Source organism: Paraburkholderia sp. GAS38 (assembly GCF_050434965.1).
Lineage (GTDB): Bacteria > Pseudomonadota > Gammaproteobacteria > Burkholderiales > Burkholderiaceae > Paraburkholderia > Paraburkholderia phenazinium_A.
Genome location: NZ_JBNDJO010000019.1, coordinates 1 through 25,203 on the forward strand (window position 1 = coordinate 1; position 25,203 = coordinate 25,203).

Genomic DNA, 25,203 nt, shown 5'->3' on the forward strand with positions numbered 1-25,203 from the left:
CTGCTGGCTCTCCCGTCCCCGCGCTCCGGTGTCCGGAACGCGAAAGAACGAGATTCTAGCGACCCCACCCGGGCCTGGCAAGCGTTATTTTGATAGCCCTGTTACCGATGCTTGAACACCGGCTTGCGCTTCTCCACGAAGGCAGCCATCCCTTCCTTCTGATCCTCGGTTGCGAACAGCGAATGGAACAGCCGCCGCTCGAAATGGACGCCCTCTGCAAGCGTCGTTTCATAGGCACGATTCACCGACTCCTTGACCATCATGACTGCGGGCAACGGAAATTCAGCGATCGTCGCCGCAGCAGCAACCGCTTCGTCGAGCAACGACGCGGCGGGAACGACCCGCGACACCAATCCCGCGCGCTCTGCTTCGGCCGCATCCATAAAGCGCGCCGTCAGGCAAAGATCCATGGCCTTCGCCTTCGACACTGCGCGCGGCAACCGTTGCGTGCCGCCCGCGCCGGGCATGATGCCGAGTTTGATTTCCGGCTGGCCAAACCTGGCCGTATCTGCGGCCAGGATGATGTCGCACATCATCGCCAGCTCGCATCCGCCGCCAAGCGCGAAGCCTGCGACCGCCGCAATGATCGGCTTGCGGATTGAGCGCACGGTCTCCCAGTTACGGGTGATGTAGTCACCCTTGTAGACATCCATATAGGTGTAGGTCGCCATCATGCCGATGTCGGCGCCAGCGGCGAACGCCTTTTCGCTGCCCGTGATGACGATCGCCCCAATTCCCTCGTCCGCGTCGAAGGCCTTCAGAGCCGCGCCCAACTCATCCATCAACGCATCGTTCAGCGCATTCAGCGCTTTCGGGCGATTCAGCGTGACAAGACCGACCCGTCCACGGGTCTCGACCAGAATATTCTCGTAAGCCATGCAGCCTCCTTTGTATGAAGAGTACGTCGCACGAAAACGCTTCGCGCCGCCGTCTTAATAATGCTAACATTCACCAACCAACCGGTCGGTCAATTATTCGACAAGGTTTCTCCTAACCTTCAGCCTCCACTTTTGCCATGACACATCCGCTATTTTCCAAGCACGAAGACACGCTGCAAAAGGCGCTCGCCGCCATCGAGACGCGCGGCTACTGGAGCCCGTTCGCCGAGATGCCCAGTCCGAAAGTGTACGGGGAAACAGCGAACGCCGATGGTGAGGCAGCGTTCAAGGCGCTCCTGAATCAGACCTTCGAACTTGACCAACCCACTACCGGGGAAACCGTCGGCGCTGAGGTTTCCCCGTTTGGCTTCCCGCTCGGCATCCGCTACCCCAAAGCTGACCCAGACACCCTTCTTGCGGCCGCTGCCACCGCACAAGCGAGCTGGCGCGCTGCCGGCCCGCAGGCATGGGCCGGCGTGAGCCTCGAAATTCTGGCGCGCGTGAACCGTGCGAGCTTCGAGATCGGCTACAGCGTCATGCACACCACCGGTCAGGCGTTCATGATGGCGTTCCAGGCAGGCGGGCCGCATGCCCAGGACCGGGCGCTCGAGGCGGTCGTGTACGCGTGGGACCAGTTGCGCCGAATCCCGGCTGACGCGCACTGGGAAAAGCCACAAGGCAAAAACCCGCCGCTCGCGATGCACAAGCGCTACACAGTCGTACCGCGCGGCACCGGGCTCGTACTCGGGTGCTGCACCTTCCCGACGTGGAACGGTTACCCGGGCCTCTTCGCCGATCTGGCAACGGGCAATGCAGTCATCGTCAAACCCCACCCAGGCGCCATCCTGCCGCTGGCAATTACCGTACGCATCGCACGTGACGTCTTGCGCGAAGCCGGTTTCGATCCGAACGTCGTGACCCTGCTCGCAACCAACCCGAACGACGGCGCGCTCGTCCAGGATCTCGCGCTGCGCCCCGAGATCAAACTGATCGACTTCACCGGTAGCACGCAAAACGGCACCTGGCTCGAACGCCATGCTCACCAGGCGCAGGTGTACACGGAGAAAGCCGGCGTCAATCAGATCGTGATCGACTCGGCGGCCGACATCAAGGCCGTCGCGCGGAACATTGCTTTCTCGCTGGCGCTCTATTCCGGTCAGATGTGTACTGCTCCGCAAAACATCTACATCCCGCGTGACGGCATCCGCACCGCCGACGGCACGCTCAGCTTCGACGCAGTTGCGCAAGCGCTCGCCGACGCCGTGCAAAAACTGGTTGCCGACCCCGCTCGCGCAGTCGAATTGCTCGGCGCGATCCAAAATGACGGCGTCGTGCAGCGCATCGAGGAAGCCCGCACGCTGGGCCACGTACTGGTCGAGAGTCAATCGCTCGAACACCCCGCTTTTGCGGGTGCACGTGTACGCACGCCGCTCGTCCTGCAGCTTGATGCGGCTATCGACTCGGCAAAATTCACCAAGGAATGGTTCGGTCCGATCTCGTTCGTCATCGCAACCGATTCGACGGCGCAGTCGCTCGAGCTTGCCGGCAAGCTCGCCGCAGAACACGGTGCGCTAACGTTGTCGGTGTACAGCATTGACGAAGCCGTTATCGAAGCTGCCCATGAAGCATCGATTCGCGGCGGCGTTGCGCTGTCCATCAATCTGACGGGTGGCGTGTTCGTCAATCAGTCGGCGGCCTTCTCCGATTTCCACGGCACCGGCGCGAACCCGGCCGCCAACGCCGCGCTGGCCGATGCCGCATTCGTCGCAAACCGCTTCCGCGTCGTTCAAAGTCGCGTTCATGTTGAACCGAAAGCGGCCCCGGTGGCAGTCGGCTGAAAGATATAGGACGAAAAGGGTCGATGCGTCTTAGGCCGTTTGGCCGAATGGAACGCCCGACCTGCCGCAACTAAGATGAAACACGAGACCGGCATTCCAGCCCGGTTCGCCATCAGCAGGAATCCAGCATGAACGACGCTTTCATCTGCGACGCGATTCGCACCCCGTTCGGCCGCTACGGCGGCGCCTTGAAAGATGTCCGCGCCGACGACCTGGGTGCGGTGCCGATCAAGGCGCTGATCGAACGCAACCCCGGTGTGGACTGGCGCGCGCTCGACGACGTGATCTACGGCTGCGCAAATCAGGCCGGCGAAGACAACCGGAACGTCGCGCGCATGGCCGCCCTCCTCGCCGGTTTGCCCACGGACGCACCCGGCGCCACCATCAACCGGCTCTGCGGTTCCGGCATGGATGCGGTTGGCACCGCCGCTCGCGCCATCAAGGCGGGCGAAGCACGCCTGATGATCGCAGGCGGCGTGGAGAGCATGACGCGTGCGCCGTTCGTGATGGGCAAGGCAACCAGCGCGTTCTCGCGGCAAGCCGAAATTCATGACACGACGATCGGCTGGCGCTTCGTCAACGCGCTCATGAAGCGCGACTTCGGTGTCGACTCGATGCCCGAAACGGCTGAGAACGTTGCGATCGAGTTCGGCGTGAGCCGCGCCGATCAGGACGCGTTCGCCCTGCGTAGCCAGCAAAAGGCCGCGCAAGCACAACGCGACGGCACGCTCGCGCAAGAGATCGTCGCGGTCGAGATCGCACAGAAGAAAGGCGAGCCGATTCGAGTCACGCTGGATGAGCATCCCCGCGAGACCTCACTGGAAGCACTTGGCAAGCTCAAAGGCGTGGTGCGGCCCGACGGCAGCGTAACCGCCGGCAATGCGTCGGGCGTGAACGACGGCGCCTGCGCCCTGTTGCTCGCCAATCAGGCTGCGGCCGATCAATACGGGCTGCGCCGCCGGGCGCGCGTCATCGGTATGGCAACGGCCGGGGTCGAGCCGCGCATCATGGGCATCGGGCCCGCTCCGGCTACGCAAAAGCTGCTGAAGCAACTCGGCATGTCGTTCGAGCAATTCGACGTGATTGAACTGAACGAAGCCTTCGCCTCGCAAGGGCTGGCGGTACTGCGCACGCTCGGCTTGCGCGACGACGATCCGCGCGTCAACCCGAACGGCGGCGCCATTGCCCTCGGTCACCCGCTTGGCGCCTCGGGCGCGCGGCTTATCACCACCGCGCTCTATCAACTCGAACGCATCAACGGCCGGTTTGCGCTGTGCACGATGTGCATTGGCGTAGGCCAGGGCATTGCACTGGCCATCGAGCGGGTCTGACGCAAACCGTATTTCGCTGCAAGGCTATCCAATAGCCAGGAGGAGACAACCGATGTCATATGAAGCGATCCGCGTCGACTTCGACGCTTCGAGCCGCGTCGCCACCGTGACGCTGAACCGCCCCGACAAGCTCAACAGCTTCACCCGGTCGATGCATCGCGAGCTCAGCGCCGCGCTCGACGAAGTCGTCGTCGCCGGTGCGCGTGCTCTCGTGCTGACGGGCGCCGGCCGCGGCTTTTGCGCGGGCCAGGACCTCGCCGACCTGGACTTCACGCCCGGCGCAATGACGGACCTCGGCGAGTTGATCGACGAGCATTTCAATCCGCTGATCCGCCGGCTTCAGGCGTTGCCCCTGCCGGTAATCGCCGCAGTAAACGGCACGGCGGCAGGCGCGGGCGCCAATCTGGCACTCGCCTGCGACCTGGTGCTCGCGGCGCGCTCGGCCAGTTTCATTCAGGCGTTCGTGAAAATCGGCCTCGTACCCGATTCAGGCGGCACATGGTTCCTGCCGCAGCGCGTCGGTATGGCCCGCGCACTCGGCCTCGCCCTTACCGGCGACAAGCTGGGCGCGGAGAAGGCCGAAAGCTGGGGACTCGTCTGGCAGGTGGTCGATGACGCGGACCTCGCCGCCACAGCGGCCAAACTTGCCGCCCAGCTCGCCCAACAGCCAACCCGCGCAATCGCCGCGATCAAGCAGGCCATGCGCGCCGGCGCTACGCAAACGCTCGATCAGCAGCTCGACCTCGAGCGCGATCTGCAGCGTGAGCTAGGCGCATCCCGCGACTACGCTGAAGGCGTGCAAGCCTTCATCGAAAAACGTGCACCGCGTTTCGAGGGCCGCTGACATGTCGACTCAACCCGATCGCAGCGCAGCGCTGTCGCCCGACGAACTGGCCCGCGCCACGGCTGAGGCCATGTACGCGGCCGATGCCTGCAGCCGCGCGCTAGGACTCGAACTGCTGGAAGTTCGGCCCGGTTACGCGCGCTTGCGCATGGCCGTACGCGCGGACTTCCTCAACGGTCATCAGATCTGCCACGGCGGCCTGATCTTTACGCTTGCCGATTCCACCTTCGCGTTCGCGTGCAACAGCTACAACATCAACACGGTGGCGTCAGGTTGCTCGATCGAATTTCTGCGTCCGGTGCCAGGCGGCGACGTGCTGACCGCCGAGGCCGTGGAGCAGACGCTAAGCGGGCGCACCGGCATCTACGACATTCGCGTCACGAATCGCGCAGGCGAAACCGTCGCGATGTTTCGCGGCAAATCTGCGCAGATCAAAGGCAACCTGATCCCGACCGAAAGCTGAACCCTGCAGCTCGCACGCGCCCATCCCAACCCAACCGCGCGCACTGCACCCCATTCTGAAGAAGCAAGGAGACACTCGATGAACACCACGCTCCCGCTCGAGCCGATAGAAACGGCGAGCCGCGACGAACTCGCCGCCCTCCAGCTCGAGCGGCTGAAATGGTCGCTCACGCACGCTTACGAGAATTCGCCGGTCTATCGGCGCAAGTTCGATGAAGCCGGGGTCCATCCACGTGAGGTGAAAACGCTCGCAGACCTGTCGCGTTTCCCCTTCACGACCAAGAAGGATCTGCGCGACAACTACCCTTTCGGCATGTTCGCCGTCCCGCAGGAACAGGTGTCGCGGATCCATGCCTCTTCGGGTACGACGGGTAAGCCGACGGTGGTCGGCTACACGGCGCGGGATATCGACACGTGGGCCAACGTGGTCGCCCGTTCGATCCGCGCCGCCGGCGCACGGCGTGGCGACAAGGTGCATGTGAGCTACGGCTATGGCCTCTTCACGGGCGGACTGGGTGCCCACTACGGCGCGGAACGCGCGGGTCTGACCGTGATCCCGTTCGGCGGCGGCCAGACCGAAAAGCAGGTCCAGCTCATCCAGGACTTCTGGCCCGACATCATCATGGTGACGCCGAGCTACATGCTGTCGATCGCCGATGAAATGGAAAGACAGGGCATCGATCCGGCTCAGTCTTCGCTGCGCATCGGCATCTTCGGGGCCGAGCCCTGGACCAACGACATGCGCAGCGCCATCGAGAAACGCATGGGCATCGATGCGGTGGATATCTATGGCCTGTCCGAAGTGATGGGCCCGGGCGTGGCCTCGGAATGCGCCGAAACCAAGGACGGTCCGACCATCTGGGAAGATCACTTTTACCCGGAGATCATCGACCCGGAAACCGGCGAGGTGCTGCCGGACGGCGAACTGGGCGAGCTGGTGTTCACGTCGCTCACGAAAGAAGCGCTGCCCATCATCCGCTACCGCACGCGTGACCTCACACGTTTGCTGCCCGGCACCGCGCGTACGATGCGCCGGATGGAGAAAATCACCGGCCGTTCGGACGACATGATGATCGTGCGCGGCGTGAACGTCTTCCCGACACAGATCGAAGAACTACTGCTGAAGCAGCATGCGCTTGCACCGCACTACCAGATCGTTCTGACGAAAGAGGGTCCGTTGGATGTGCTGACCCTCAACGTCGAACCCTGCCCCGAGACGGCGCCCGACACTGCCGCGCTGAGTACGGCAAAGCAGGCGCTGACTTACGACATCAAGGCCCTGATCGGAATTAGTGCTGTTGTGAACGTGTTGGCGGTGAACGGTATTGAGCGGTCGGTGGGGAAGGCGCGGCGAGTGGTCGACAAGCGGAAGGTGAGCGCCTGAGAGTGCCGGCGGTGCTTGAGCCGGTTCCGGCTCAAGCACCGCTCATTATTTGCGCTCGCTGGCGGCGTTGGACCTGCCGCGGCTGCAAGTGCAGGGCGGGTGCGGGTGCAGGCGCGGGTGCATCACGAATTCGGCAACAACAACCACATCCGCCCGGCCTGCTTCATCTTGCCGGCCAGATCGCCCGCGTCGTCGCCCAAACCCCAGAAATAGTCGGCACGCACACCACCCTTGATCGCAGAGCCGGTGTCCTGCGCAAACACCAGGCGGTTCATCGGCGAATTGGTCAGCGGACGGGTCGTCTGCAGAAAGACCGGCGTTCCCAACGGGATCGACGACGGGTCGACCGCGATCGAGCGCTCCGGCGTCAACGGCACGCCTAACGCACCGATCGGACCATCAGCACCACCGCCCGGAACGCTCTCGCCCGAAGGCATCTCGCGGAAGAACACGAAGCGCGGATTGGTATCCAGCAAGCCGTCGACGCGCGTCGGATTGGCGCGAGCCCACGCCTTGATGCCCTGCATCGTCGCCTGGGCGGGCGTCAGTTCGCCGCGATCCAGCAGCCAGCGCCCAATCGACTTATACGGCTGGTTATTGGTGCCGCCGAAACCGAGCCGCATCACGCTGCCGTCTTCCATCACCACTCGCCCCGAGCCTTGTACCTGCAGGAAAAAAGCTTCGATGGGATCGTCGACCCACACGAGTTCGTTGCCATCGAGCACGCCTGAGCGCTCGAGTTGCGCGCGGCTCGGCAACTCGCCGCCCGTGCGATAACCCGCCGGCCAGCGATACAGCGCCGTCTGATAAACCCCATGCCGGGTGCGCGAGCCGCGCAGCAACGGCTCGTAATAGCCGGTCACGAGACCGTCGAGCGTGCCGTCGGTATTGGCAAACTGATACGGAGTGAAATAGGCTTCAAAAAAGGCACGGGCGCTGGTCAGATCCAGATCGTCGATCTGCTCGGCCGCCGCGCAAGCGCGCTGCCAGTTCGGCTGACGGGCGAGCCGCAGGCAATTCTGCCGTAGTGCGGCCGTCGCGCCGATCAGCGAGTCGTCTTGCCAGCCCGGCACCTGTTGCCACGCTACCTGCGTAAGCCGCGCCGAGGCGATCTGCCCTGGGATGATCGCGGCGCCGGTGGGCGGCGCTGAAGTCCGCACAACACCGCTACCGCCGCACGAAGCCAGCAACACCGCGATGGAAAGCGCCCCCAGCCAGCCGGCGGCCTTGCCGGCCAGACGCATACAATGTTCGTTCTTGATGGAAACCGCCATGTCTGATCTGTTCGACGAATACCCGATGCTCATGTTCGTGCCGGAATTGCTGGTTGCGCTCTTCCTGCTGGTGTTCATCATTGTCTATATGTCGTCCGGCAAGAACAAAGCAAACCGCGACAAACAACGCTAAAGCAGTTTAAAGACCGCGTGCGACGCCGCCGGTTCAATGCAGCGTGCGCGGCATGCGCAACACGAACTCGGGCACCGGCGCTTCGAAACGCTCGCCGTCTTCGGCCACGCAGAAATACTCCCCGCGCATGGTGCCGACCGGCGTCGCGATCACCGCCCAGCTCGTATATTCGAATTGCTCGCCGGGTTTGAGCAGCGGCTGATGGCCGACCACGCCAAGCCCTTTCACTTCCTGCTCGTGTTTGTCGCTATCGGTGATCACCCAATGGCGCGCAATCAGTTGTGCCGGAACCTGACCGCTATTGCGGATGGTCAGCGTATAGGCGAACGCATACTGGCGGCGCTCCGGGTCCGACTCGTCGGGCAGGTACTGTACCTGCGCCGCTACGCTGAATTCGTACTGGCTCATCCTGATTCCGGTCTGGTGAAACAATCTCGTGAAAGTCTGCGAGAGGCCCGGGCGCCAATGCTTTCAGGCACGCCGGCAAAGCCCACTACGATGGTTCCGCATTCTGGCCCATGCAGGGCATGCCCGCAACCGGGCAATCCCATCTGGACAAGGCTTCGAGGCCCACAAGACGGTAAAATAGCGTTTTCCGCCTACCGCCCGCCCCCTGCCATGACGCAATTCCGCATCTCTCCCAGCATTCTGTCGGCCGACTTCTCGCGGCTCGGCGAAGAAGTTCGCAATGTCGTCGCCGCCGGCGCCGACTGGATTCACTTCGACGTGATGGACAACCATTATGTGCCGAACCTGACCATCGGCCCGCTGGTGTGCGAAGCGCTGCGCCCGCACGTGGACGTGCCGATCGACGTGCATCTGATGGTGCGCCCCGTCGACCGGATCGTGCCCGACTTCGCCAAAGCCGGCGCCAACGTGATCAGCTTTCACCCTGAAGGCTCGGACCACATCGACCGCACGCTGTCGCTGATCCGCGACCACGGCTGCAAGGCCGGTCTCGTGTTCAATCCCGCCACCTCGCTCAGCTACCTCGATTACGTGATGGACAAGGTCGATCTGGTGCTGATCATGTCGGTGAATCCGGGTTTCGGCGGCCAGTCGTTCATCCCCGAGGCGCTCGTCAAGCTGCGCGAAGCCCGCAAGCGCATCGACGCGTACAACGAGAAGACCGGCCGCGAGATCCATCTGGAAGTGGACGGCGGCGTGAAGATCGACAACATCGCCGAAATCGCGGCAGCGGGCGCGGACACTTTCGTGGCCGGCTCGGCGATCTTCGGCCATCACGACTACAAGACGGTGATCGCCGAGATGCGCGCCGAACTGGCAAAAGTCGGGCAACAGGCATGACCACCAGCGCCGCGCCGCAATTTCCCGCGCCGGTATTCACCGGACCGCGTATCCGCGCGGCGATCATCGACCTCGACGGCACGATGATCGACACCGCGGACGACTTCACCGCCGGCCTGAACGGCATGCTGGCCCAGCTCGACGCAGCGGAAACGTCGCGTGAGGAAGTGGTGGGCTATGTCGGCAAGGGTTCCGAACACCTGATCCGCAGCGTGCTCGCGCCGCGCTTCGAGGCGGCCCACGCGCAGGACCGTTTCGACGAGGCGCTCGCGATCTATCAGGAAGAGTACGCCCGGATCAATGGCCGCCACACGCGTCTGTACCCGGACGTCGAGGCGGGGCTGATCGCCATGCGCGACGCCGGCCTCGAACTCGCGTGCGTCACGAACAAGCCGCACCGCTTCGCCATGGAACTGCTGCGGCAATACGGGCTGATCGGCTATTTCAGCGTCGTGCTCGGCGGCGACAGCCTGGCGAAAAAGAAGCCCGATCCGCTGCCCATGCTGACCGCCTGCGCCCAGTTGCACGTCGCGCCCGAGGCCACAGTGGCGATCGGCGACTCGGAAAACGACGCGCTGGCCGGCCGCGCGGCGGGCATGGCAACGCTCACCGTCCCCTACGGCTACAACCATGGCCAGGCTATACAAACAATAAAATCGGATGGTATAGTTGCCTCGCTGCTGGACGCCGCCAAGGCGATCGCAGCGCACCAAGCAGTACACCCTACATCGACTTAACAAGTCCTTCATCCTCATGTTTCTGAACAAAAAACGGAGTCTGAGCAGCATCGACCGGGGAGCCTGGCCCTGGCGTCGCTGGTCGCGCTAACCTCTCCTGAGGTACGCTGAAGCTCGTCTTCGGCACCGTTTTTTGCTTCGCTGCGCTCACGCGCCTTTCCCATCAGCTTTCGTCGCATCGGTTCATGCGGCCGTCGTGTACCCCGGGTACCGTGGCACGCCTGTAACCTGGATGCTTCGCGGGAAAGCTCGCGCCGGTTGGCCTAACCTTGTCCTTAGCACCACGAGACAAGACCAGGTTTCGCCCAGCCGGCCACGCCGACAGCGCATCGCCCCGCTTTGTCCGACGCACGCCGCGCCCGGACCTATGAAACAGGATCGGAACATGACCGAACTCGAATTCCAGTCCCTCGCGAACGAGGGCTACAACCGCATCCCGCTGATCGCCGAAGCGCTCGCCGACCTCGAAACGCCGCTCTCACTGTACCTGAAGCTCGCGCAACCCGAGCGCAACGGCGCCAACTCGTTCCTGCTCGAATCGGTGGTGGGCGGCGAGCGGTTCGGCCGCTATTCGTTCATCGGCTTGCCGGCTCGCACCCTGCTGCGCACGCGCAATGGCGTGTCGGAAGTGGTGCGGGACGGCGCGGTCGTCGAAACGCACGAGGGCGATCCGCTCGAATTCATCCAGCAGTTCCAGGGCCGCTTCAAAGTAGCGCAACGGCCGGGACTGCCGCGTTTCGCAGGCGGTCTGGCCGGCTACTTCGGCTATGACGCGGTGCGCTACATCGAGAAAAAGCTCGCGCACACGGCGCCGCCGGACGATCTGAACCTGCCCGACATCCAGCTCCTGCTGACCGAAGAAGTCGCGGTGATCGACAACCTCGCGGGCAAGCTGTATCTGGTGGTCTACGCGGATCCGACCACGCCCGAGGCCTATACCCGCGCCAAGCAGCGTCTGCGCGATCTGCGCCAGCGCCTGCGCACGACCGTGCAGCCGCCGGTGACGTCCGCCAGCGTGCGCACCGAGACCTACCGCGAATTTGCCAAAGACGACTATCTGGCCGCCGTGCGCAAGGCGAAGGAATACATCGCCGCCGGCGAGCTGATGCAGGTGCAAGTCGGCCAACGTCTGACGAAACCGTATCGCGACAATCCCCTCTCCCTGTACCGCGCGCTGCGTTCGCTGAATCCGTCGCCGTACATGTACTACTACAACTTCGGCGACTTCCACGTGGTCGGCGCGTCGCCGGAAATTCTGGTGCGTCAGGAAAAACGCGGCGAAGATCGCATCGTCACCATCCGTCCGCTCGCCGGTACCCGTCCGCGCGGCAACACGCCGGAGCGCGACGCCGAACTCGCCACCGAACTGCTGAACGATCCGAAGGAAATCGCCGAACACGTCATGCTGATCGACCTCGCGCGCAACGACGTGGGCCGCATCGCGCAGATCGGCTCAGTGATCGTGACCGACAAGATGGTGATCGAAAAGTACTCGCACGTGCAGCACATCGTGAGTTCGGTCGAAGGCAAGCTGAAGCCCGGCACCACCAATTTCGACGTGCTGCGCGCCACCTTCCCGGCCGGCACGCTGTCCGGCGCGCCGAAGGTCCGCGCGATGGAACTGATCGACGAGCTCGAGCCGGTGAAGCGCGGCCTGTACGGCGGCGCGGTCGGCTACCTGTCGTTCACCGGTGAGATGGATCTGGCCATCACGATCCGCACCGGCGTGATCAGCAACGGTAATCTGTATGTGCAGGCGGCAGCGGGTGTCGTCGCGGATTCGGTGCCCGAATCCGAATGGCAAGAGACCGAGAACAAGGCACGCGCAGTGCTGCGCGCCGCCGAGCAGGTGCAAGACGGCCTCGATAGCGACTTCTGACCGGAGACAGACCATGCTGCTGATGATCGACAACTACGACTCATTCACCTACAACCTGGTCCAGTACTTCGGCGAACTCGGCGAAGACGTACGGACCTATCGCAATGACGAAATCACGCTGGACGAAATCGCGAAGCTCAACCCGGAGCGCATTTGCCTGTCGCCGGGACCGAGCAATCCGCAACATGCCGGCATCACGCTCGACGTGCTGCGCGAATTCTCCGGCAAGACGCCGATTCTCGGCGTGTGCCTCGGCCATCAGGCCATCGGCGAAGCATTCGGCGGCCGCGTGGTGCGCGCGCAGACCATCATGCACGGCAAGGTCAGCACGATCGAAACCGACTGCAAAGGCGTCTTCGCCGACCTGCCGAAGCACTTCGTCGTGACGCGCTATCACTCGCTCGCGATCGAACGCGAGTCGCTGCCCGATTGCCTCGAAGTGTCCGCATGGACCGACGACGGCGAGATCATGGGCGTGCGTCACAAGGAACTGGCCGTCGAAGGCGTGCAGTTCCACCCGGAATCCATTCTGTCGGAACACGGTCACGCACTGCTCGAGAACTTCGTGAAGCAGTCGAAGGCCGCGTCGGCCCAGCGCAACGCTTGATCACCCGAGGCGACATCATGACGATTACCCCTCAGGAAGCGTTGCAGCGCACGATCGAGCACCGCGAGATTTTCCACGACGAAATGCTGCATCTGATGCGGCTCCTCATGCGCGGCGAACTGTCGCCGGTGATGGCAGCCGCCATCATTACGGGCCTGCGCGTCAAAAAAGAGACCATCGGCGAGATCACCGCGGCCGCCACGGTGATGCGTGAATTTGCCCGGCACGTGGAGGTGCAGGACAACTCGAACTTTGTCGATATCGTCGGTACCGGCGGCGACGGTGCGCACACCTTCAACATCTCCACGGCGACGATGTTCGTCACCGCCGCAGCCGGCGCCAAGGTCGCCAAGCACGGCGGGCGCAGCGTATCGAGCAAGTCGGGCAGCGCGGATGTGCTCGAAGCGCTAGGCGTCAATATCGATCTGCAGCCCGAACAGGTGGCGGCATCCATTGCTGAAACCGGCATGGGCTTCATGTTCGCGCCGAACCATCACCCGGCCATGAAGAACATCGCGCCGGTGCGCCGCGAACTCGGCGTACGGACCATCTTCAACATCCTCGGCCCGCTCACCAACCCGGCCGGCGCGCCCAACCAGTTGATGGGCGTGTTCCATGCGGACCTCGTCGGCATCCAGGTGCGCGTGATGCAGCGCCTCGGCGCCAAACACGTGCTGGTCGTCTACGGCATGGACGGCATGGACGAGGTCTCGCTTGGTGCGGCGACGCAGGTCGGCGAGTTGCGCGACGGCGAAGTGCACGAGTACGAGATTCACCCTGAGGATTTCGGCATGCAGATGGTGTCGAACCGCACGCTGAAAGTGGCGGACGCCGCCGAGTCCAAGCTGATGCTGCTCGAAGCGCTCGACAACAAGCCCGGCGTCGCGCGTGAAATCGTCACGCTCAACGCGGGCACGGCGCTCTATGCGGCGAACGTGGCGGCGTCGATTGCCGACGGCATCGAACTGGCCCGCGAAGCGATAGCAAGCGGCAAGGCTCGTTCGAAAGTCGACGATCTGGTTCGCTTCACCCGGCAATTCAAGCACTAAATTCCGTATCGAGAGACCTATGAGCGACATTCTGGAACGCATCATCGACGTCAAGCGCCAAGAGGTCCGTGCGGCCGAACTGAGCGCACCGTTCGAAGCACTGCGCCTCGAAGCCTCGGCGCGCGACAAGCGCGACTTCGTCGGCGCGTTGCGCGCCAAACATGCCGCCGGTCACGCCGCGGTGATCGCCGAAGTGAAGAAGGCGAGTCCGTCCAAAGGCGTGCTGCGCGAGCATTTCGTGCCGGCTGACATCGCCCGTTCGTACGCGAAACATGGCGCGGCCTGCCTGTCCGTCCTCACCGACGTGCAGTTTTTCCAGGGCAGCACCGCCTATCTGGAAGAGGCGCGCGCCGCCTGCGACCTGCCGGTGCTGCGCAAAGACTTCATCATCGATCCGTATCAGATCGTCGAAGCGCGCGCGATGGGCGCCGATGCGATCCTGCTGATCGCCGCCGCACTCGAAACCGCGCAAATGCAGGACCTCGAAGCGTTTGCACATTCGCTGGGGCTCGCAGTGCTCGTGGAAGTGCACGACAAGGACGAGCTGATGGAAGCGCTGACGCTGAAGACTCCGCTGATCGGCATCAACAACCGCAACCTGCGCACGTTCGAGACGTCGATTCAAACCACGATCGGCATGCTCGAATCGATCCCTGACGATCGCATCGTCGTCACCGAGTCGGGCATCCTGTCGCGCATGGACGTGGACCGCTTACGCGAGATGGACGTGCACACGTTCCTCGTCGGCGAAGCGTTCATGCGCGCCGACGAGCCGGGTTCGGAACTTGCGCGGATGTTTTTCTGATCTGACCTGCCTGGAAACCACCGCCATGGGCATCGAACGTGAAATCAAGCTGGCACTGCCTGCTGAGCAGTTGAGCGCGGCGACGCGCTGGTTCGTCGCGCGCACCGGCGCCGCAGGGCATCCGGTCGCGCTGGCGAACATCTACTTCGACACGCCGGTTTTGACGCTGGCACGCTCGAAAAGCGCGCTGCGCCTGCGCCACACGCCGGACGGCTGGCTGCAGACCTTCAAGACGGCTGGCGAGGCGAGCGCCGGCATGCATAGCCGGCACGAGTGGGAAATGCCGATCGCGGGCGAAGCGCTGGAAATCGAGACCCTGCTGCAGGCCTGCGACGAACCCACAGTCGCGGCGGCGCTGCGCGGGGCCGCGCCGGATCTGATCGAGTTGTTCCGCACCAATTTCACCCGGACGCTGTGGCAAGTGACCAGCCATGACACGACGATCGAAGCCGCGATCGATCAGGGCGAAGTGATCGCCAAGGTCAACGGTGAGACGCGGCGCGCGCCGATTCTCGAAGTCGAGCTGGAGTTGAAGAGCGGTGACGAGGCGGCGTTGCATGCGTTGGCCGATGAGCTCCGCGCACACGTGCCCGGTCTTGCCCCGGACAATATCAGCAAGGCTCAGCGCGGGTATCGACTGCGCGAACAACAGTAGGCGCCACCTCCGCGCTTGCGGATGACGGCTGGCGTGCTGTTGGTTTGCCATGGGTGCCTCGCGACCACAACCGCGCACCCCATGTGCGTCTTGAGCTACGCCCCGTTTGCTGCGACACTTGCGCGTCATGACCTCTGCCTCCCGCACCCGTTCTCCGTCGTCGCAAACCTCGCTGTTTGGCGACGAACCGTCTAATCCGGTTGCTGCACCGCAAACGCCGTTACCGCCCTCCGCGCAATCGGCTCCGCCGCTCTCGCTCGAAGCCCAGTTCGACGCATTGCCGCCCGCATGGCGCGCGCATCTGCGACCGTTCACGGACAGCGACGCTTACGCGCCGCTGTGCCGTTTCGTCGATGGCGAGCGTGCCGCCGGCAAGACGGTCTATCCTGCCGACGTGTTCCGCGCTCTACGACTCACCAGCCCGGACGAAGTCAAAGTAGTGATCCTCGGCCAGGACCCGTACCACGGCGAGGACCGCGGCACACCGCAGGCTCACGGGCTGGCGTTTTCCGTGCCGCCGGCCGTGCGGCCGCCACCGTCGCTGCGCAACATCTTCAAGGAGATCGCCGCGAGTCTGGGCCACGAGCCGCCGCGTCACGGCTGCCTCGATGCCTGGGCGAAACAGGGCGTGCTGCTGCTGAACACCGTGCTGACGGTCGAACGCGACGCAGCGGCCAGCCACGCGAAACGCGGCTGGGAGAAATGCACCGACACGCTGATCCACGAACTGGCAACGCGCCACGATGGACTGGTGTTCATGCTGTGGGGTGCGCACGCGCAGGCCAAGCGGGCGCTGCTCGGCGGCAAATCGCATTACGTGCTGGAGGCGCCGCATCCGTCGCCGCTCTCGGCACACCGCGGCTTTCTCGGCTGCGGGCACTTTGCGCTTGCCAATGCGTATCTCAGCGAGCACCACCGTCAGCCGATCGATTGGCGCTTGCCCGACGAAGCGCAGATGCTCGCTTAAGCACGCCCGCGCGAACCGGACGCGGCAACGCCGCGTGACCCAAACCGGCAACGACGAAACAGCCGCAGAAACAAAAACGCCACGGAAGCCCATAACTTCCGTGGCGTTTCTTTATGCCCCGCAGCGCGCGCCGCTTACTAAAAGCAGCCGCATCGTCACGGTCAACGGTCAACAGCCCAGATCCGCGACGCGGACCTCGACCGTTCCGCCATGCTTACGCAGCAGCAATCGCTTCGCGTGCGCCAGCCAGCGCGGCGGAAGCGGCGTCCGGGCCCATGTTCAGGCCTTCAGCGTAGATGAAGTTCACGTCCGTCATGCCGAGGAAGCCGAGGAAGCTCTTCAGGTAAGGCGTCTGGCTGTCGTTCGGCGTGCCGAGGTACTTGCCGCCGCGTGCCGATACCACGAACACCTTCTTGCCCTTCACGAGGCCTTCCGGACCGTTCGCCGTGTACTGGAACGTGATGCCGGCGCGTGCGATGAAGTCGAAGTACGTCTTCAGTTGCGACGAGATGCCGAAGTTGTACATCGGTGCGCCGATCACGACGACGTCGGCGGCTTGCAGTTCGGCGATCAGCGCTTCGCTACGTGCAGCGATGGCGGCTTGTTCCGGCGTGCGCTGGTCAGCGGGCGTGAAGAACGCGCCAAGGACGGCGTCGTCCAGATGCGGCAGCGGTTCGGCTTGCAGGTTGCGGACGACGACTTTCGCGCCCGGATTCGATTGTTGCAGCTTTTCCGTCAGTTCGTTGACGAGCAGCGTCGAGTTCGCGCCTTGCGAGCGGGCTGCCGAGTTGATTTGCAGGATCGTGGTCATGGTTGACTCCAGTTGGGGCGCGCAGTGTTGCGCGAGTGGAGCCATTGTGTTTTTTTACTGGTCCGCGAAAAAGCCATTCCGCAGCGACGGATTGTTGCAAGGGTAGAACAATCCGCCGCCGAATTCCGGGATTTAAGCAGGCCCCAACCGCATTTCGCCGCGCTCAGCCCGCCAGCCAGCGCTCGCGCCAGTTGCGCGCCGCCGTGCGCTTGTCGGTGACGGCAAGCGTGTAGCGCGACACCTCAGGCCCGTCCAGCTTGACTTGCGCGGTGCGCAGCTCGTCGCGGCGGAACGCGTGAACCTCCACTTTCGCGCCCGGCAGGTAGCGCGAGAGCAGCGCGTCAAGATTCGCGCCAGTGACGCGCAGGCCGTCGATCGCCACCAGCACGTCGCCCGCCGACAGGCCGGCTTTCTGCGCCGCGCTGCCGTCATGCACGGCGGCCAGCGTGCAATCCGCCCCGCCGCGCAGGCGTGCGCCCAGCGACGGCCTGGCGTTCCTGTCCGCCTCCGGTGCGAGTGAAATGCCGAACGGTTCGAGCAACGTGTCGAGCGGCAGGTCGCGTGTGCTGCGCACCGCCTGCTCGAACAGCGCACCCAGCTCGGCGCCGGTTGCCTCGGCGAACAGCGCCTCGACTTCGTTCTCGGTCACGCCGACGGGCTTGCCGCGATAGAAGTCACGACCGAAGCGCTGCCACAAGAGGCGCATCACGTCGTCAAGCGACTTGCGGTTGCCGGTCTGGGCACGAATCGACAGATCGAACGCCAGCGCGACCAGCGAGCCCTTGGTGTAGTAGCTGACGATGGCGTTCGGCGCGTTCTCGTCCTGCCGGTAGTATTTGATCCAGGAATCGAACGAGCTTTCGGCGACGGTCTGCTTCAGGCGGCCGCTGCCGCGCAGCACCCCGCCCACTACCTTGCCGAGCAGCGAGAAATACTCTTCGGGCTTGATGAGGCCGCTGCGCACGAGGATCAGATCGTCGTAGTAGGACGTGAACCCCTCGAACAGCCACAGCAGCGAGGTGTAGTTCTCGCGCGTCAGGTCGTACGGCGCGAAGGCGGCCGGCTTGATGCGCTTCACGTTCCAGGTGTGGAAGTACTCGTGGCTGCACAGGCCGAGGTAGGTCCGGTAACCCTCGGTGGTCTGCGGGCGGCCTTCCACCGGCAAATCGGTGCGGTTGCAGATCAGCGCGGTCGAAGCCCGGTGTTCGAGACCGCCGTAGCCGTCGCTCACGGCCTGGGTCATGAACACATAGCGCTCCACCGGCGCTTTCTTCGACTTCGGTTCGAACAGCGCGATCTGGGCTTCGCAGATGCGCTTCAGGTCCGCGGCGAGGCGCGCCATGTCGAGCGCCACGACACGGCCGGCAATCACGATGTCGTGCGGCACGCCGTGCGCCTTGAAGGTGGTGAGCGCGAACTCGCCGAGCGTGACCGGGTGGTCCACCAGTTCGTCGTAGTTCTGCGCGCTGTACTCGCCGAAGCCATAGCGCCTGGTACCGCGCGCCTCCGGCAGCGCCGTCGCGACGCGCCAGTTCCGGTAAGCCGGACCGGCGGGCTTCTGGATATCCACGAGACACGGGGCATCTTCGTGGCCGACCGCCGCGAGGAACACGCTGGTGCCGTTGAAAAAGCCGGTCGTATCGTCCAGATGCGCCGCCCGCACCGACAGGTCCCAGGCGTAGACCTCGTAGCGCAGCGTCAGCGCACCGCTGACCGGCGCCGCTTGCCACGTGTGCTTGTCGGTCTTTTCGACGCGCACCTTGCGGCCAGCCTCGTTGAAGGCGCGCAGCGTCACGATGTTGCGGGCGAACTCGCGCACCATGTAGCTGCCGGGGATCCACACCGGCAGCATGAAACGCTGACCGGACGGATCGGGATCGGTGACCGTGACGGTGACTTCGAAGAGGTGGGCGGCGGGTTGCTTCGGAACGATGCTGTAGCGGATCGGCTTCATCTGCGAGGGTGGTTAGAAGAATGAGGGGGCCTGAAACGGCAGGAGGCGCAAAGTGCGCCTCCTGTCTGACGATGCGCGATGCTCAATGCACCGCGGCGAGTTCCTTGTCCAGCCGGTCGGCCGGCACCGCGCCCGGCAGGCGGCGGCCGTCGGCGAGGAATACGGTAGGCGTGCCGTCCACGTTCATGGCGTGGCCGAGGGCGAGATTCTTGTCGATGGCGGCGGTGTCGCACGTGCCGGCGGCGGTCGGCGCCTGACGGTCCTGCATCCACGCTTCCCAGGCCTTGGCGCGGTCGGTGGAACACCAGATCGACTTCGATTTCACCGCCGAATCCGGCGACAGCACTGGATACAGGAAGGTGTACACCGTGATGTTGTCGACCGACTTGAGGGTGGTTTCGAGCTGCTTGCAATACGGGCAGTTCGGGTCCGAGAACACCGCGATCTTGCGGCTGCCGTTGCCCTTCACGACTTTCACCGCGTTCGCAAACGGCAGGCTGGCGAAGTCGATCCGGTTGGTTTCGGACAGACGCGCTTCGGTCAGGTTCTTGCGGGTTTTCGCGTCGACGATATCGCCCAGCACCAGATAGTCGCCGTTGGCGTCGCTATACACGATCTGCGTGCCGAGGTTGACCTCGTACAAGCCGGCGATCGGCGACTTCGCGATGCTCTTGATGGTTGCGTCGTCACCGAGGCGCGCCTGCAAGGTGGTCTTGAGCTTGTCGGTAACCTGGTCGGCCTGCGCGGAGCAACCGAGCGTCGCAATGGCCACGGTCAATGCAAGCGCGGCGATACGGAAGTGCTTTTTCATACTGAATTCCCTGGTTCATTCGAACACGCGTCACGCGTCTTCGATCTGTACGTCTCGGACAGGCGTGCGGCCCATCCGTTCATCATACTCGCGCGCCGCCGGCCTAATGTGGCGGACCGAACAGGCTACAACCCCTACCCCAGCGCCGCCGAAACCAGCCAGCGCTTGAGCAGCGGCTGCGCCCCCACGAAAGCCATACCGGTGTTACGCAGCACGCGAGCCACCGGGCCGGGCACCGAAAAGAGCTTTTGCAGGCCGTCGGTAGCGACCATCAGCGCGCGGATGTCCTCACGGCGCGCCCGTTCGTAACGGCGCAGCAATACGGTGTCGCCGAGATCGCGGAACGCTTCCTTGCCGGCGACCGTGTCGGCCAGCGCCGCGACGTCGCGCAGTCCAAGGTTCATGCCCTGGCCGGCGAGCGGATGAATCAGATGCGCCGCGTCGCCCACCAGCGCGACGCGCGGCGCCACGAGCCGGTCGACGGTTTGCAGCGCAAGCGGAAAGCCCTTCGCGGGCGTCACGCAGTCGAGCGCACCGACCTGGCCGCCAGTCACGCGCTCCACTTCCGCAGCCAGTTGCGCCGGATCGAGCGCGAGCAGTTCGTCCGCATGCTCGGTGCGCGCCGACCAGACGAGCGAAACGTGTCCGTCAGGCAGCGGCAGCAAGGCAACGATCTCGCCGTCCTTGAACCATTGGTACGCCGTCTCGCCGTGCGGCTTTTCAGCCTTGAAATTGGCGACCACGCCGGTCTGCTTGTAGTCGCGCCGGATGACCTTGGAGCCGATCTGCGCCCGCACCCACGAATGGGCGCCATCCGCGCCGACCACCAGATCCGCTTCCAGCACCTTGCCGTTGGCAAGGCCGATGGTCGCGCCGTCAGGCTTGACGTCGAGCCCTTGGGCACGCGTGTCGATCCATTCCAGATTGGGTTGGAAGCGCAGCGCGGCATCAAGTGCGCGCTCGATCAGCGACGACTCCGCAATCCACGCCAACTGCGGCACGGATGCCTGGAACGCCGAGAAATGGAGCTCGGCGTGGGCGTCGCCATAGACGCGCATGTCGTAGACGGGGCCGAGGCGCGAGGTGTCGAGCGCCTGCCAGACCCGCAAGCGTTCCAACAGGGCCTGCGAACTGGCGGACAGGGCGTAGACCCGCGCGTCGAAAGCCGCGCCGGCCGGCAGCGGCGCGCAGGGCTGCGCGAGGAGCGCCACGCGCAAGCCGCCTTGCGTCAACGCAAGCGCCGCAGTCTTGCCGACGAGCCCGCCGCCGATCACGGCGACGTCAAAGGTCTGAAGGTGTGCAGTCATGCACACATTATAGCCGTGGGGGGGTGGCGGGGCCGGATCGGGAAATGCGGCATTTGGGCCGGCTGGAGGCTCACGCCGGCGCCCGTCTTCCACGCTCCGCCGGTGGGCGGGCCGCCTGAAAGAGTTACAATTGCGGCTTCCGTGACAAAACCCGCACAGAATCGTTGAGCCAACGCCCCGATTTGCTGCGCTGTCTCGTCCCGTTGCGCTGCGCGGCAGCGTCTTGATGAGTGCCCCCGGCACCCTCACCTGACGACCCGACACACGACGCAACCCACTGATTTCTAGAGAAACTCCATGAGCCTCAAATGCGGCATCGTCGGCCTGCCTAACGTCGGCAAGTCCACCCTGTTCAACGCGCTGACCAAGGCGGGCATTGCCGCCGAGAACTATCCGTTCTGCACCATCGAACCGAACGTCGGCATCGTCGAAGTGCCGGACGCGCGCCTGAAGGCGCTCGCGGACATCGTCAAGCCCGAGCGCATCCTGCCGGCCGTGGTGGAATTCGTCGATATCGCCGGCCTCGTGGCCGGCGCCAGCAAGGGCGAAGGCCTCGGTAACCAGTTTCTCGCCAACATCCGCGAAACCGACGCCATCACGCACGTGGTGCGCTGCTTCGAAGACGACAACGTGATTCACGTCGCCGGCAAGGTCGATCCGCTGTCGGACATCGAAGTCATCAACACCGAACTGGCGCTCGCCGATCTGGCCACGGTCGAAAAGTCGCTCACGCGTTACTCGAAGGCCGCCAAGTCGGGCAACGACAAGGAAGCCATCAAGCTCGCCGCCGTGCTGGAAAAGGTCCGTGCGCAGCTCGACCAGGCGAAGCCGGTGCGTGCGCTCGACCTGTCCGATGAAGAGAAGGTGCTGCTGAAGCCGTTCTGTCTGATCACCGCCAAGCCGACCATGTACGTCGCCAACGTGAAGGAAAGCGGCTTCGAGAACAACCCCCATCTGGATGCGGTGCGCAAGTTCGCGGACGCCGAGAAGGCGCCGGTCGTCGCGGTGTGCGCGGCTATCGAAGCGGAAATCGCCGATCTGGACGACGAAGACAAGCAGGTGTTCCTCGCCGACCTCGGCATGGAAGAGCCGGGCCTGAACCGCGTGATCCGCGCGGGCTTCAAGCTGCTCGGCCTGCAGACGTACTTCACGGCAGGCGTGAAGGAAGTGCGCGCGTGGACGATCCATATTGGCGACACGGCACCGCAGGCTGCGGGCGCGATTCACACCGACTTCGAGCGCGGCTTCATCCGTGCGCAAACCATTGCGTTCAATGACTTCGTGACCTACAAGGGCGAACAGGGCGCGAAGGAAGCCGGCAAGATGCGCGCGGAAGGTAAGGAGTACGTCGTGCACGACGGGGATGTGATGAATTTCCTGTTCAACGTTTAACGGCCAGCCCGGGCTGATTCGTCACGCCATGGCGTAGAAAACCCCGTAGTGCCTTGCGCACTTACGGGGTTTTTCTTTGAAGGCGCACGCTAGCAAGCGAATAGTGCGCGTCATCGGTACTCCTTGAGTGTCAGTCGGTGACACACCGCAACGGCAACCTGATCCCCGCCCGAATCGCCGTCATCTTCGCCGGCGAATCCGCCAGCACCGCGTCCATCCCGAGACACGCCGCCGCGCGATAGTCGTCCGCGTTGTTCACCGCAATCGCGACAAGATGCACATCCGGCCGCTGCCGGAAGCACGCCACAGTCGCGGGCGTCCAAAGCGTCGCGTTCACCTCCGAGCGCCCCTCGCCCAGCGTGAATGCCTCCACCACTGTCACTGTTCGATGCAACTCGAACGCGGCCCTTGCATGTGCAGCCGGCGCGTCGACACAGCCCTCATTGAGTAGCACACGCACCAGACGGGTGCGCGTGGCGTCGCGCGATTCGAACAACTGCGCCTGCGGATAAGCCGCAAAGCTGCGCTGATACTCGGCCTCAGTCGAATAAAGCCTCACGCGCGACCACGCGTTTTCCTCGCTCAACACTCGCGCGACCGCCTGCGCCTGTGGCTCGGCAGGCAGCGCCTTCATATCGAGGATGACCGGCATCGTCACCGGAATGGCGCGCAACGCTTCACGCAATGTAGGAATGCCAACTGGCCGGTCGCGATACGGATAGACCTGGACCCCGTCGGCGCCAGTCCGACTGAAACTCCACCCGGCGTTGACGTGGGCAAGCTCCGCCGCGGTATGCGCGGACACCGGTCCGCTGGCATTCGTCAGCGCCGACAGATCCGCCGGCCGGTACAGCACCGGCACGCCATCCTTAGTTAGTTGTACGCTCAACCACATCGCGTCGGCGTGATGCCCGAGCGCAAGGCGAATCGCCTCCAGCGTGTTCTCGGGTGCATCGCCCGTGCCGGCGCGATGGGCGACGATCTCCGGCAATGAGGTCACCGCTGCCTCCCTGGACGCGGCAGAAGGCGCTGCGCAACCGCTCAGCAACGCGGAACAGAAAGCAAAAACTAACCCAACGCAAATTGAACGTGGCATCTGGACTCCTGACTAGAACGGGTGGGACTGGGACATCCATCTTAAGGTTCACCCATCTCAAAACAAGACGGCGCCCGCATCCGCTCAGCTTCGGCGGCGTCCTCCGCCGGCTCGCTTCTGTTTCAAATTGGCCAGTGTTACATTGCGGCTTCCAGCGCCGCTGCAGCCGGCCGCGGCCAATCCGGCGCGACCGTCCTGCACGAAACGTCAGGCACGGTGCGAAGAGAACAAAACACTACTTCTGGCTGTCATCGAGCCCAACTAGAATCGCGCAACCCTAGGCTAAGTGCCTTCCGACCAAGGAGACCATAGATGAGTTGCAAACCCCTGTTCCGTACGCTCGCCGTGGCGGCAGTTTTCGCCGTCGGCGCCAATCAGGCCGCTCAGGCCGCGACGGAAATCCAGTTCTGGCACGCCATGGAAGCCGCCCTCGGCGAGCGCCTGAACGTCATTGCCAATGATTTCAACGCCTCGCAGAGCGACTACAAGATCGTGCCGGTCTTCAAAGGCTCGTACGACCAGACGCTCGCGGCCGGCATTGCCGCCTATCGCAGCGGCAACGCGCCGGCAATCCTGCAGGTGTACGAAGTGGGCACCGCCACGATGATCCAGGCCAAGAAGGCGGTCATTCCGGTGTCCGAGGTATTCAAGCAGGCCGGCGTGCCGCTCGACGAAAAGGCCTTCGTGCCGACCATCGCGAGCTACTACAGCGACTCCAAAACGGACGCGCTGATCTCCATGCCGTTCAACAGCTCGACGCCGGTCCTGTACTACAACAAGGACGCGTTCAAGAAGGCCGGGCTCGATCCGAACCAGCCGCCGCGCACGTGGGACGAACTGCGCAAGGATGCGCAGAAGCTGAAGGCGTCGGGCATGTCGTGCGGCTATTCGTCGGGCTGGCAGAGCTGGATCCAGCTCGAGAACTACAGTGCCTGGCATGGCCTGCCGTTCGCGACGGAGAACAACGGTTTCGACGGCGCCGACGCCCAACTCGAATTCAACAAGCCGCAGCAGATCGCGCACATCCAGTTCCTGCAGGACATGGCGAAGGAAGGCACGTTCAGCTATGTCGGCCGCAAGGACGAACCGGTGTCGAAGTTCTATAGCGGCGACTGCGGCATCATCACGAACTCGTCGGGTTCGCTTGCCAACATCAAGAAGTACGCCAAGTTCGACTTCGGCACCGGCATGATGCCCTACGACGCCAGCGTGAAAGGCGCGCCGCAGAACGCCATCATCGGTGGCGCGAGCCTGTGGGTGCTGTCCGGTAAAGATCCGGAAGTCTACAAGGGCGTAGCGAAATTCCTCGCCTACCTGGCCACGCCGCAAGTGGCGGCCAAATGGCATCAGGACACCGGCTATCTGCCCATCACCACCGCAGCCTATCAGTTGACGCAGCAGCAGGGCTTCTACGCGAAGAATCCGGGCAGCGACACCGCCATCAAGCAGATGCTCAACAAACCGCCGCTGCCGTTCACCAAGGGTCTGCGTCTGGGCAACATGCCGCAGATCCGCACGATCATCGACGAGGAACTCGAGCAGGTCTGGGCGGAGAAGAAGACGCCTAAGGAAGCCCTCGACTCCGCGGTCTCGCGCGGTGACGAATTGCTGCGGCGTTTCGAGAAAGCCGGTAGTTAAGCATATCGGGCGGCCCAACCTGGCGCGTCGCGCCAGGTCCCCA

General features: G+C 63.9%; 23 protein-coding genes. 15 read left to right on the forward strand and 8 right to left on the reverse strand.

From position 1 onward, the window contains the following. Window positions 1-101: 101 nt before the first annotated feature. Window positions 102-878 (reverse strand): enoyl-CoA hydratase, encoded by a 777-nt coding sequence (locus tag P3T42_RS32585; RefSeq protein ID WP_074301539.1) that lies wholly within the window; start codon window positions 876-878, stop codon window positions 102-104. A 137-nt stretch (window positions 879-1,015) separates the two neighbouring features. On the opposite strand from P3T42_RS32585, the gene paaN reads away from it, so the two are divergent. The 5 genes from paaN (at window position 1,016) to paaK (ending at window position 6,737) form a co-directional block, all read left to right on the forward strand. Further along, entirely contained in the window at window positions 1,016-2,716 is a 1,701-nt protein-coding gene (gene paaN, locus P3T42_RS32590; protein WP_429308363.1) for a phenylacetic acid degradation protein PaaN, read from the forward strand. A gap of 128 nt (window positions 2,717-2,844) precedes the next feature. Next, the gene (pcaF, locus tag P3T42_RS32595; RefSeq protein ID WP_429308364.1) at window positions 2,845-4,047 is read left to right on the forward strand and encodes a 3-oxoadipyl-CoA thiolase; all 1,203 of its coding nucleotides are present in this window, start codon (window positions 2,845-2,847) and stop codon (window positions 4,045-4,047) included. A gap of 52 nt (window positions 4,048-4,099) precedes the next feature. After that, on the forward strand, window positions 4,100-4,891 hold the full coding sequence (gene paaG, locus P3T42_RS32600; RefSeq protein WP_429308365.1) for a 2-(1,2-epoxy-1,2-dihydrophenyl)acetyl-CoA isomerase PaaG: 792 nt from the start codon (window positions 4,100-4,102) through the stop codon (window positions 4,889-4,891). 1 nt (window position 4,892) lies between these two features. Continuing rightward, window positions 4,893-5,354, forward strand: coding sequence for a hydroxyphenylacetyl-CoA thioesterase PaaI (paaI, locus tag P3T42_RS32605; RefSeq protein ID WP_074301535.1), 462 nt, complete (start codon window positions 4,893-4,895; stop codon window positions 5,352-5,354). A gap of 78 nt (window positions 5,355-5,432) precedes the next feature. Further along, window positions 5,433-6,737, forward strand: coding sequence for a phenylacetate--CoA ligase PaaK (paaK, locus tag P3T42_RS32610; protein WP_429308366.1), 1,305 nt, complete (start codon window positions 5,433-5,435; stop codon window positions 6,735-6,737). Between the two features lie 122 nt (window positions 6,738-6,859). On the opposite strand, the gene mltA is transcribed toward paaK, so the two are convergent. Continuing rightward, window positions 6,860-8,089, reverse strand: coding sequence for a murein transglycosylase A (gene mltA, locus P3T42_RS32615; RefSeq protein ID WP_429308426.1), 1,230 nt, complete (start codon window positions 8,087-8,089; stop codon window positions 6,860-6,862). Window positions 8,090-8,177: 88 nt separating this feature from the next. Next, window positions 8,178-8,552 (reverse strand): Co2+/Mg2+ efflux protein ApaG, encoded by a 375-nt coding sequence (apaG, locus tag P3T42_RS32620; RefSeq protein WP_074262575.1) that lies wholly within the window; start codon window positions 8,550-8,552, stop codon window positions 8,178-8,180. Between the two features lie 210 nt (window positions 8,553-8,762). Here apaG and rpe point away from each other — a divergent pair, with 210 nt between their 5' ends. The 8 genes from rpe (at window position 8,763) to P3T42_RS32660 (ending at window position 16,151) form a co-directional block, all read left to right on the forward strand. Further along, window positions 8,763-9,452 carry a ribulose-phosphate 3-epimerase gene (gene rpe / locus P3T42_RS32625; RefSeq protein ID WP_074301533.1) on the forward strand — a complete coding sequence of 230 codons (690 nt, stop codon included), beginning with the start codon at window positions 8,763-8,765 and terminating at the stop codon, window positions 9,450-9,452. Continuing rightward, entirely contained in the window at window positions 9,449-10,189 is a 741-nt protein-coding gene (locus tag P3T42_RS32630) for a phosphoglycolate phosphatase (protein WP_429308367.1), read from the forward strand. The genes rpe and P3T42_RS32630 overlap by 4 nt, the downstream gene beginning before the upstream one ends. 385 nt (window positions 10,190-10,574) lie before the next feature. Continuing rightward, complete coding sequence (gene trpE, locus P3T42_RS32635) at window positions 10,575-12,068, forward strand: anthranilate synthase component I (protein ID WP_074301531.1); 1,494 nt, start codon at window positions 10,575-10,577, stop codon at window positions 12,066-12,068. Between the two features lie 13 nt (window positions 12,069-12,081). Beyond that, window positions 12,082-12,675, forward strand: coding sequence for an aminodeoxychorismate/anthranilate synthase component II (locus P3T42_RS32640; protein ID WP_074301530.1), 594 nt, complete (start codon window positions 12,082-12,084; stop codon window positions 12,673-12,675). Window positions 12,676-12,692: 17 nt separating this feature from the next. Further along, entirely contained in the window at window positions 12,693-13,724 is a 1,032-nt protein-coding gene (trpD, locus tag P3T42_RS32645; RefSeq protein ID WP_429308368.1) for an anthranilate phosphoribosyltransferase, read from the forward strand. A 19-nt stretch (window positions 13,725-13,743) separates the two neighbouring features. Beyond that, window positions 13,744-14,529: an indole-3-glycerol phosphate synthase TrpC gene (gene trpC / locus P3T42_RS32650; RefSeq protein WP_429308369.1), complete on the forward strand. Its 786-nt coding sequence runs from the start codon at window positions 13,744-13,746 to the stop codon at window positions 14,527-14,529. A 25-nt stretch (window positions 14,530-14,554) separates the two neighbouring features. After that, the gene (locus P3T42_RS32655) at window positions 14,555-15,184 is read left to right on the forward strand and encodes a CYTH domain-containing protein (RefSeq protein ID WP_074301527.1); all 630 of its coding nucleotides are present in this window, start codon (window positions 14,555-14,557) and stop codon (window positions 15,182-15,184) included. Between the two features lie 127 nt (window positions 15,185-15,311). Then, window positions 15,312-16,151, forward strand: coding sequence for a uracil-DNA glycosylase (locus P3T42_RS32660; RefSeq protein ID WP_429308370.1), 840 nt, complete (start codon window positions 15,312-15,314; stop codon window positions 16,149-16,151). Window positions 16,152-16,365: 214 nt separating this feature from the next. Here P3T42_RS32660 and P3T42_RS32665 read toward each other — a convergent pair whose 3' ends face one another. The 4 genes from P3T42_RS32665 to P3T42_RS32680 all read right to left on the reverse strand — a co-directional run bounded on the left by P3T42_RS32665 (window position 16,366) and on the right by P3T42_RS32680 (window position 21,034). Continuing rightward, window positions 16,366-16,962, reverse strand: a complete 597-nt coding sequence (locus P3T42_RS32665) for an FMN-dependent NADH-azoreductase (protein WP_074301525.1) — start codon at window positions 16,960-16,962, stop codon at window positions 16,366-16,368. A 163-nt stretch (window positions 16,963-17,125) separates the two neighbouring features. Further along, entirely contained in the window at window positions 17,126-18,916 is a 1,791-nt protein-coding gene (locus P3T42_RS32670; protein WP_429308371.1) for a M61 family metallopeptidase, read from the reverse strand. An 82-nt stretch (window positions 18,917-18,998) separates the two neighbouring features. After that, a complete protein-coding gene (locus P3T42_RS32675) occupies window positions 18,999-19,727 on the reverse strand; it encodes a DsbC family protein (protein ID WP_074301523.1) in 729 nt (242 codons plus the stop codon). A gap of 134 nt (window positions 19,728-19,861) precedes the next feature. Next, complete coding sequence (locus tag P3T42_RS32680) at window positions 19,862-21,034, reverse strand: UbiH/UbiF family hydroxylase (protein WP_074301522.1); 1,173 nt, start codon at window positions 21,032-21,034, stop codon at window positions 19,862-19,864. A gap of 297 nt (window positions 21,035-21,331) precedes the next feature. Between P3T42_RS32680 and ychF the strand changes: the two genes are divergently transcribed. Beyond that, a complete protein-coding gene (gene ychF / locus P3T42_RS32685; RefSeq protein WP_074301521.1) occupies window positions 21,332-22,426 on the forward strand; it encodes a redox-regulated ATPase YchF in 1,095 nt (364 codons plus the stop codon). A 130-nt stretch (window positions 22,427-22,556) separates the two neighbouring features. Here ychF and P3T42_RS32690 read toward each other — a convergent pair whose 3' ends face one another. Further along, window positions 22,557-23,522, reverse strand: a complete 966-nt coding sequence (locus P3T42_RS32690) for a glycerophosphodiester phosphodiesterase family protein (RefSeq protein WP_429308372.1) — start codon at window positions 23,520-23,522, stop codon at window positions 22,557-22,559. 312 nt (window positions 23,523-23,834) lie between these two features. Here P3T42_RS32690 and ugpB point away from each other — a divergent pair, with 312 nt between their 5' ends. Then, window positions 23,835-25,160 carry a sn-glycerol-3-phosphate ABC transporter substrate-binding protein UgpB gene (ugpB, locus tag P3T42_RS32695; RefSeq protein WP_074301519.1) on the forward strand — a complete coding sequence of 442 codons (1,326 nt, stop codon included), beginning with the start codon at window positions 23,835-23,837 and terminating at the stop codon, window positions 25,158-25,160. Window positions 25,161-25,203 lie beyond the last annotated feature (43 nt).

Excerpts from the sequence above, each read along its gene's own strand:
- P3T42_RS32585 (WP_074301539.1), bottom strand. The coding sequence starts at position 878 with ATGGCTTACGAGAATATTCTGGTCGAGACCCGTGGACGGGTCGGTCTT.
- paaN (WP_429308363.1), top strand. The coding sequence starts at position 1,016 with ATGACACATCCGCTATTTTCCAAGCACGAAGACACGCTGCAAAAGGCG.
- pcaF (WP_429308364.1), top strand. The coding sequence starts at position 2,845 with ATGAACGACGCTTTCATCTGCGACGCGATTCGCACCCCGTTCGGCCGC.
- paaG (WP_429308365.1), top strand. The coding sequence starts at position 4,100 with ATGTCATATGAAGCGATCCGCGTCGACTTCGACGCTTCGAGCCGCGTC.
- paaI (WP_074301535.1), top strand. The coding sequence starts at position 4,893 with ATGTCGACTCAACCCGATCGCAGCGCAGCGCTGTCGCCCGACGAACTG.
- paaK (WP_429308366.1), top strand. The coding sequence starts at position 5,433 with ATGAACACCACGCTCCCGCTCGAGCCGATAGAAACGGCGAGCCGCGAC.
- mltA (WP_429308426.1), bottom strand. The coding sequence starts at position 8,089 with ATGAACACCAGCAGGAAGAGCGCAACCAGCAATTCCGGCACGAACATG.
- apaG (WP_074262575.1), bottom strand. The coding sequence starts at position 8,552 with ATGAGCCAGTACGAATTCAGCGTAGCGGCGCAGGTACAGTACCTGCCC.
- rpe (WP_074301533.1), top strand. The coding sequence starts at position 8,763 with ATGACGCAATTCCGCATCTCTCCCAGCATTCTGTCGGCCGACTTCTCG.
- P3T42_RS32630 (WP_429308367.1), top strand. The coding sequence starts at position 9,449 with ATGACCACCAGCGCCGCGCCGCAATTTCCCGCGCCGGTATTCACCGGA.
- trpE (WP_074301531.1), top strand. The coding sequence starts at position 10,575 with ATGACCGAACTCGAATTCCAGTCCCTCGCGAACGAGGGCTACAACCGC.
- P3T42_RS32640 (WP_074301530.1), top strand. The coding sequence starts at position 12,082 with ATGCTGCTGATGATCGACAACTACGACTCATTCACCTACAACCTGGTC.
- trpD (WP_429308368.1), top strand. The coding sequence starts at position 12,693 with ATGACGATTACCCCTCAGGAAGCGTTGCAGCGCACGATCGAGCACCGC.
- trpC (WP_429308369.1), top strand. The coding sequence starts at position 13,744 with ATGAGCGACATTCTGGAACGCATCATCGACGTCAAGCGCCAAGAGGTC.
- P3T42_RS32655 (WP_074301527.1), top strand. The coding sequence starts at position 14,555 with ATGGGCATCGAACGTGAAATCAAGCTGGCACTGCCTGCTGAGCAGTTG.
- P3T42_RS32660 (WP_429308370.1), top strand. The coding sequence starts at position 15,312 with ATGACCTCTGCCTCCCGCACCCGTTCTCCGTCGTCGCAAACCTCGCTG.
- P3T42_RS32665 (WP_074301525.1), bottom strand. The coding sequence starts at position 16,962 with ATGACCACGATCCTGCAAATCAACTCGGCAGCCCGCTCGCAAGGCGCG.
- P3T42_RS32670 (WP_429308371.1), bottom strand. The coding sequence starts at position 18,916 with ATGAAGCCGATCCGCTACAGCATCGTTCCGAAGCAACCCGCCGCCCAC.
- P3T42_RS32675 (WP_074301523.1), bottom strand. The coding sequence starts at position 19,727 with ATGAAAAAGCACTTCCGTATCGCCGCGCTTGCATTGACCGTGGCCATT.
- P3T42_RS32680 (WP_074301522.1), bottom strand. The coding sequence starts at position 21,034 with ATGACTGCACACCTTCAGACCTTTGACGTCGCCGTGATCGGCGGCGGG.
- ychF (WP_074301521.1), top strand. The coding sequence starts at position 21,332 with ATGAGCCTCAAATGCGGCATCGTCGGCCTGCCTAACGTCGGCAAGTCC.
- P3T42_RS32690 (WP_429308372.1), bottom strand. The coding sequence starts at position 23,522 with ATGCCACGTTCAATTTGCGTTGGGTTAGTTTTTGCTTTCTGTTCCGCG.
- ugpB (WP_074301519.1), top strand. The coding sequence starts at position 23,835 with ATGAGTTGCAAACCCCTGTTCCGTACGCTCGCCGTGGCGGCAGTTTTC.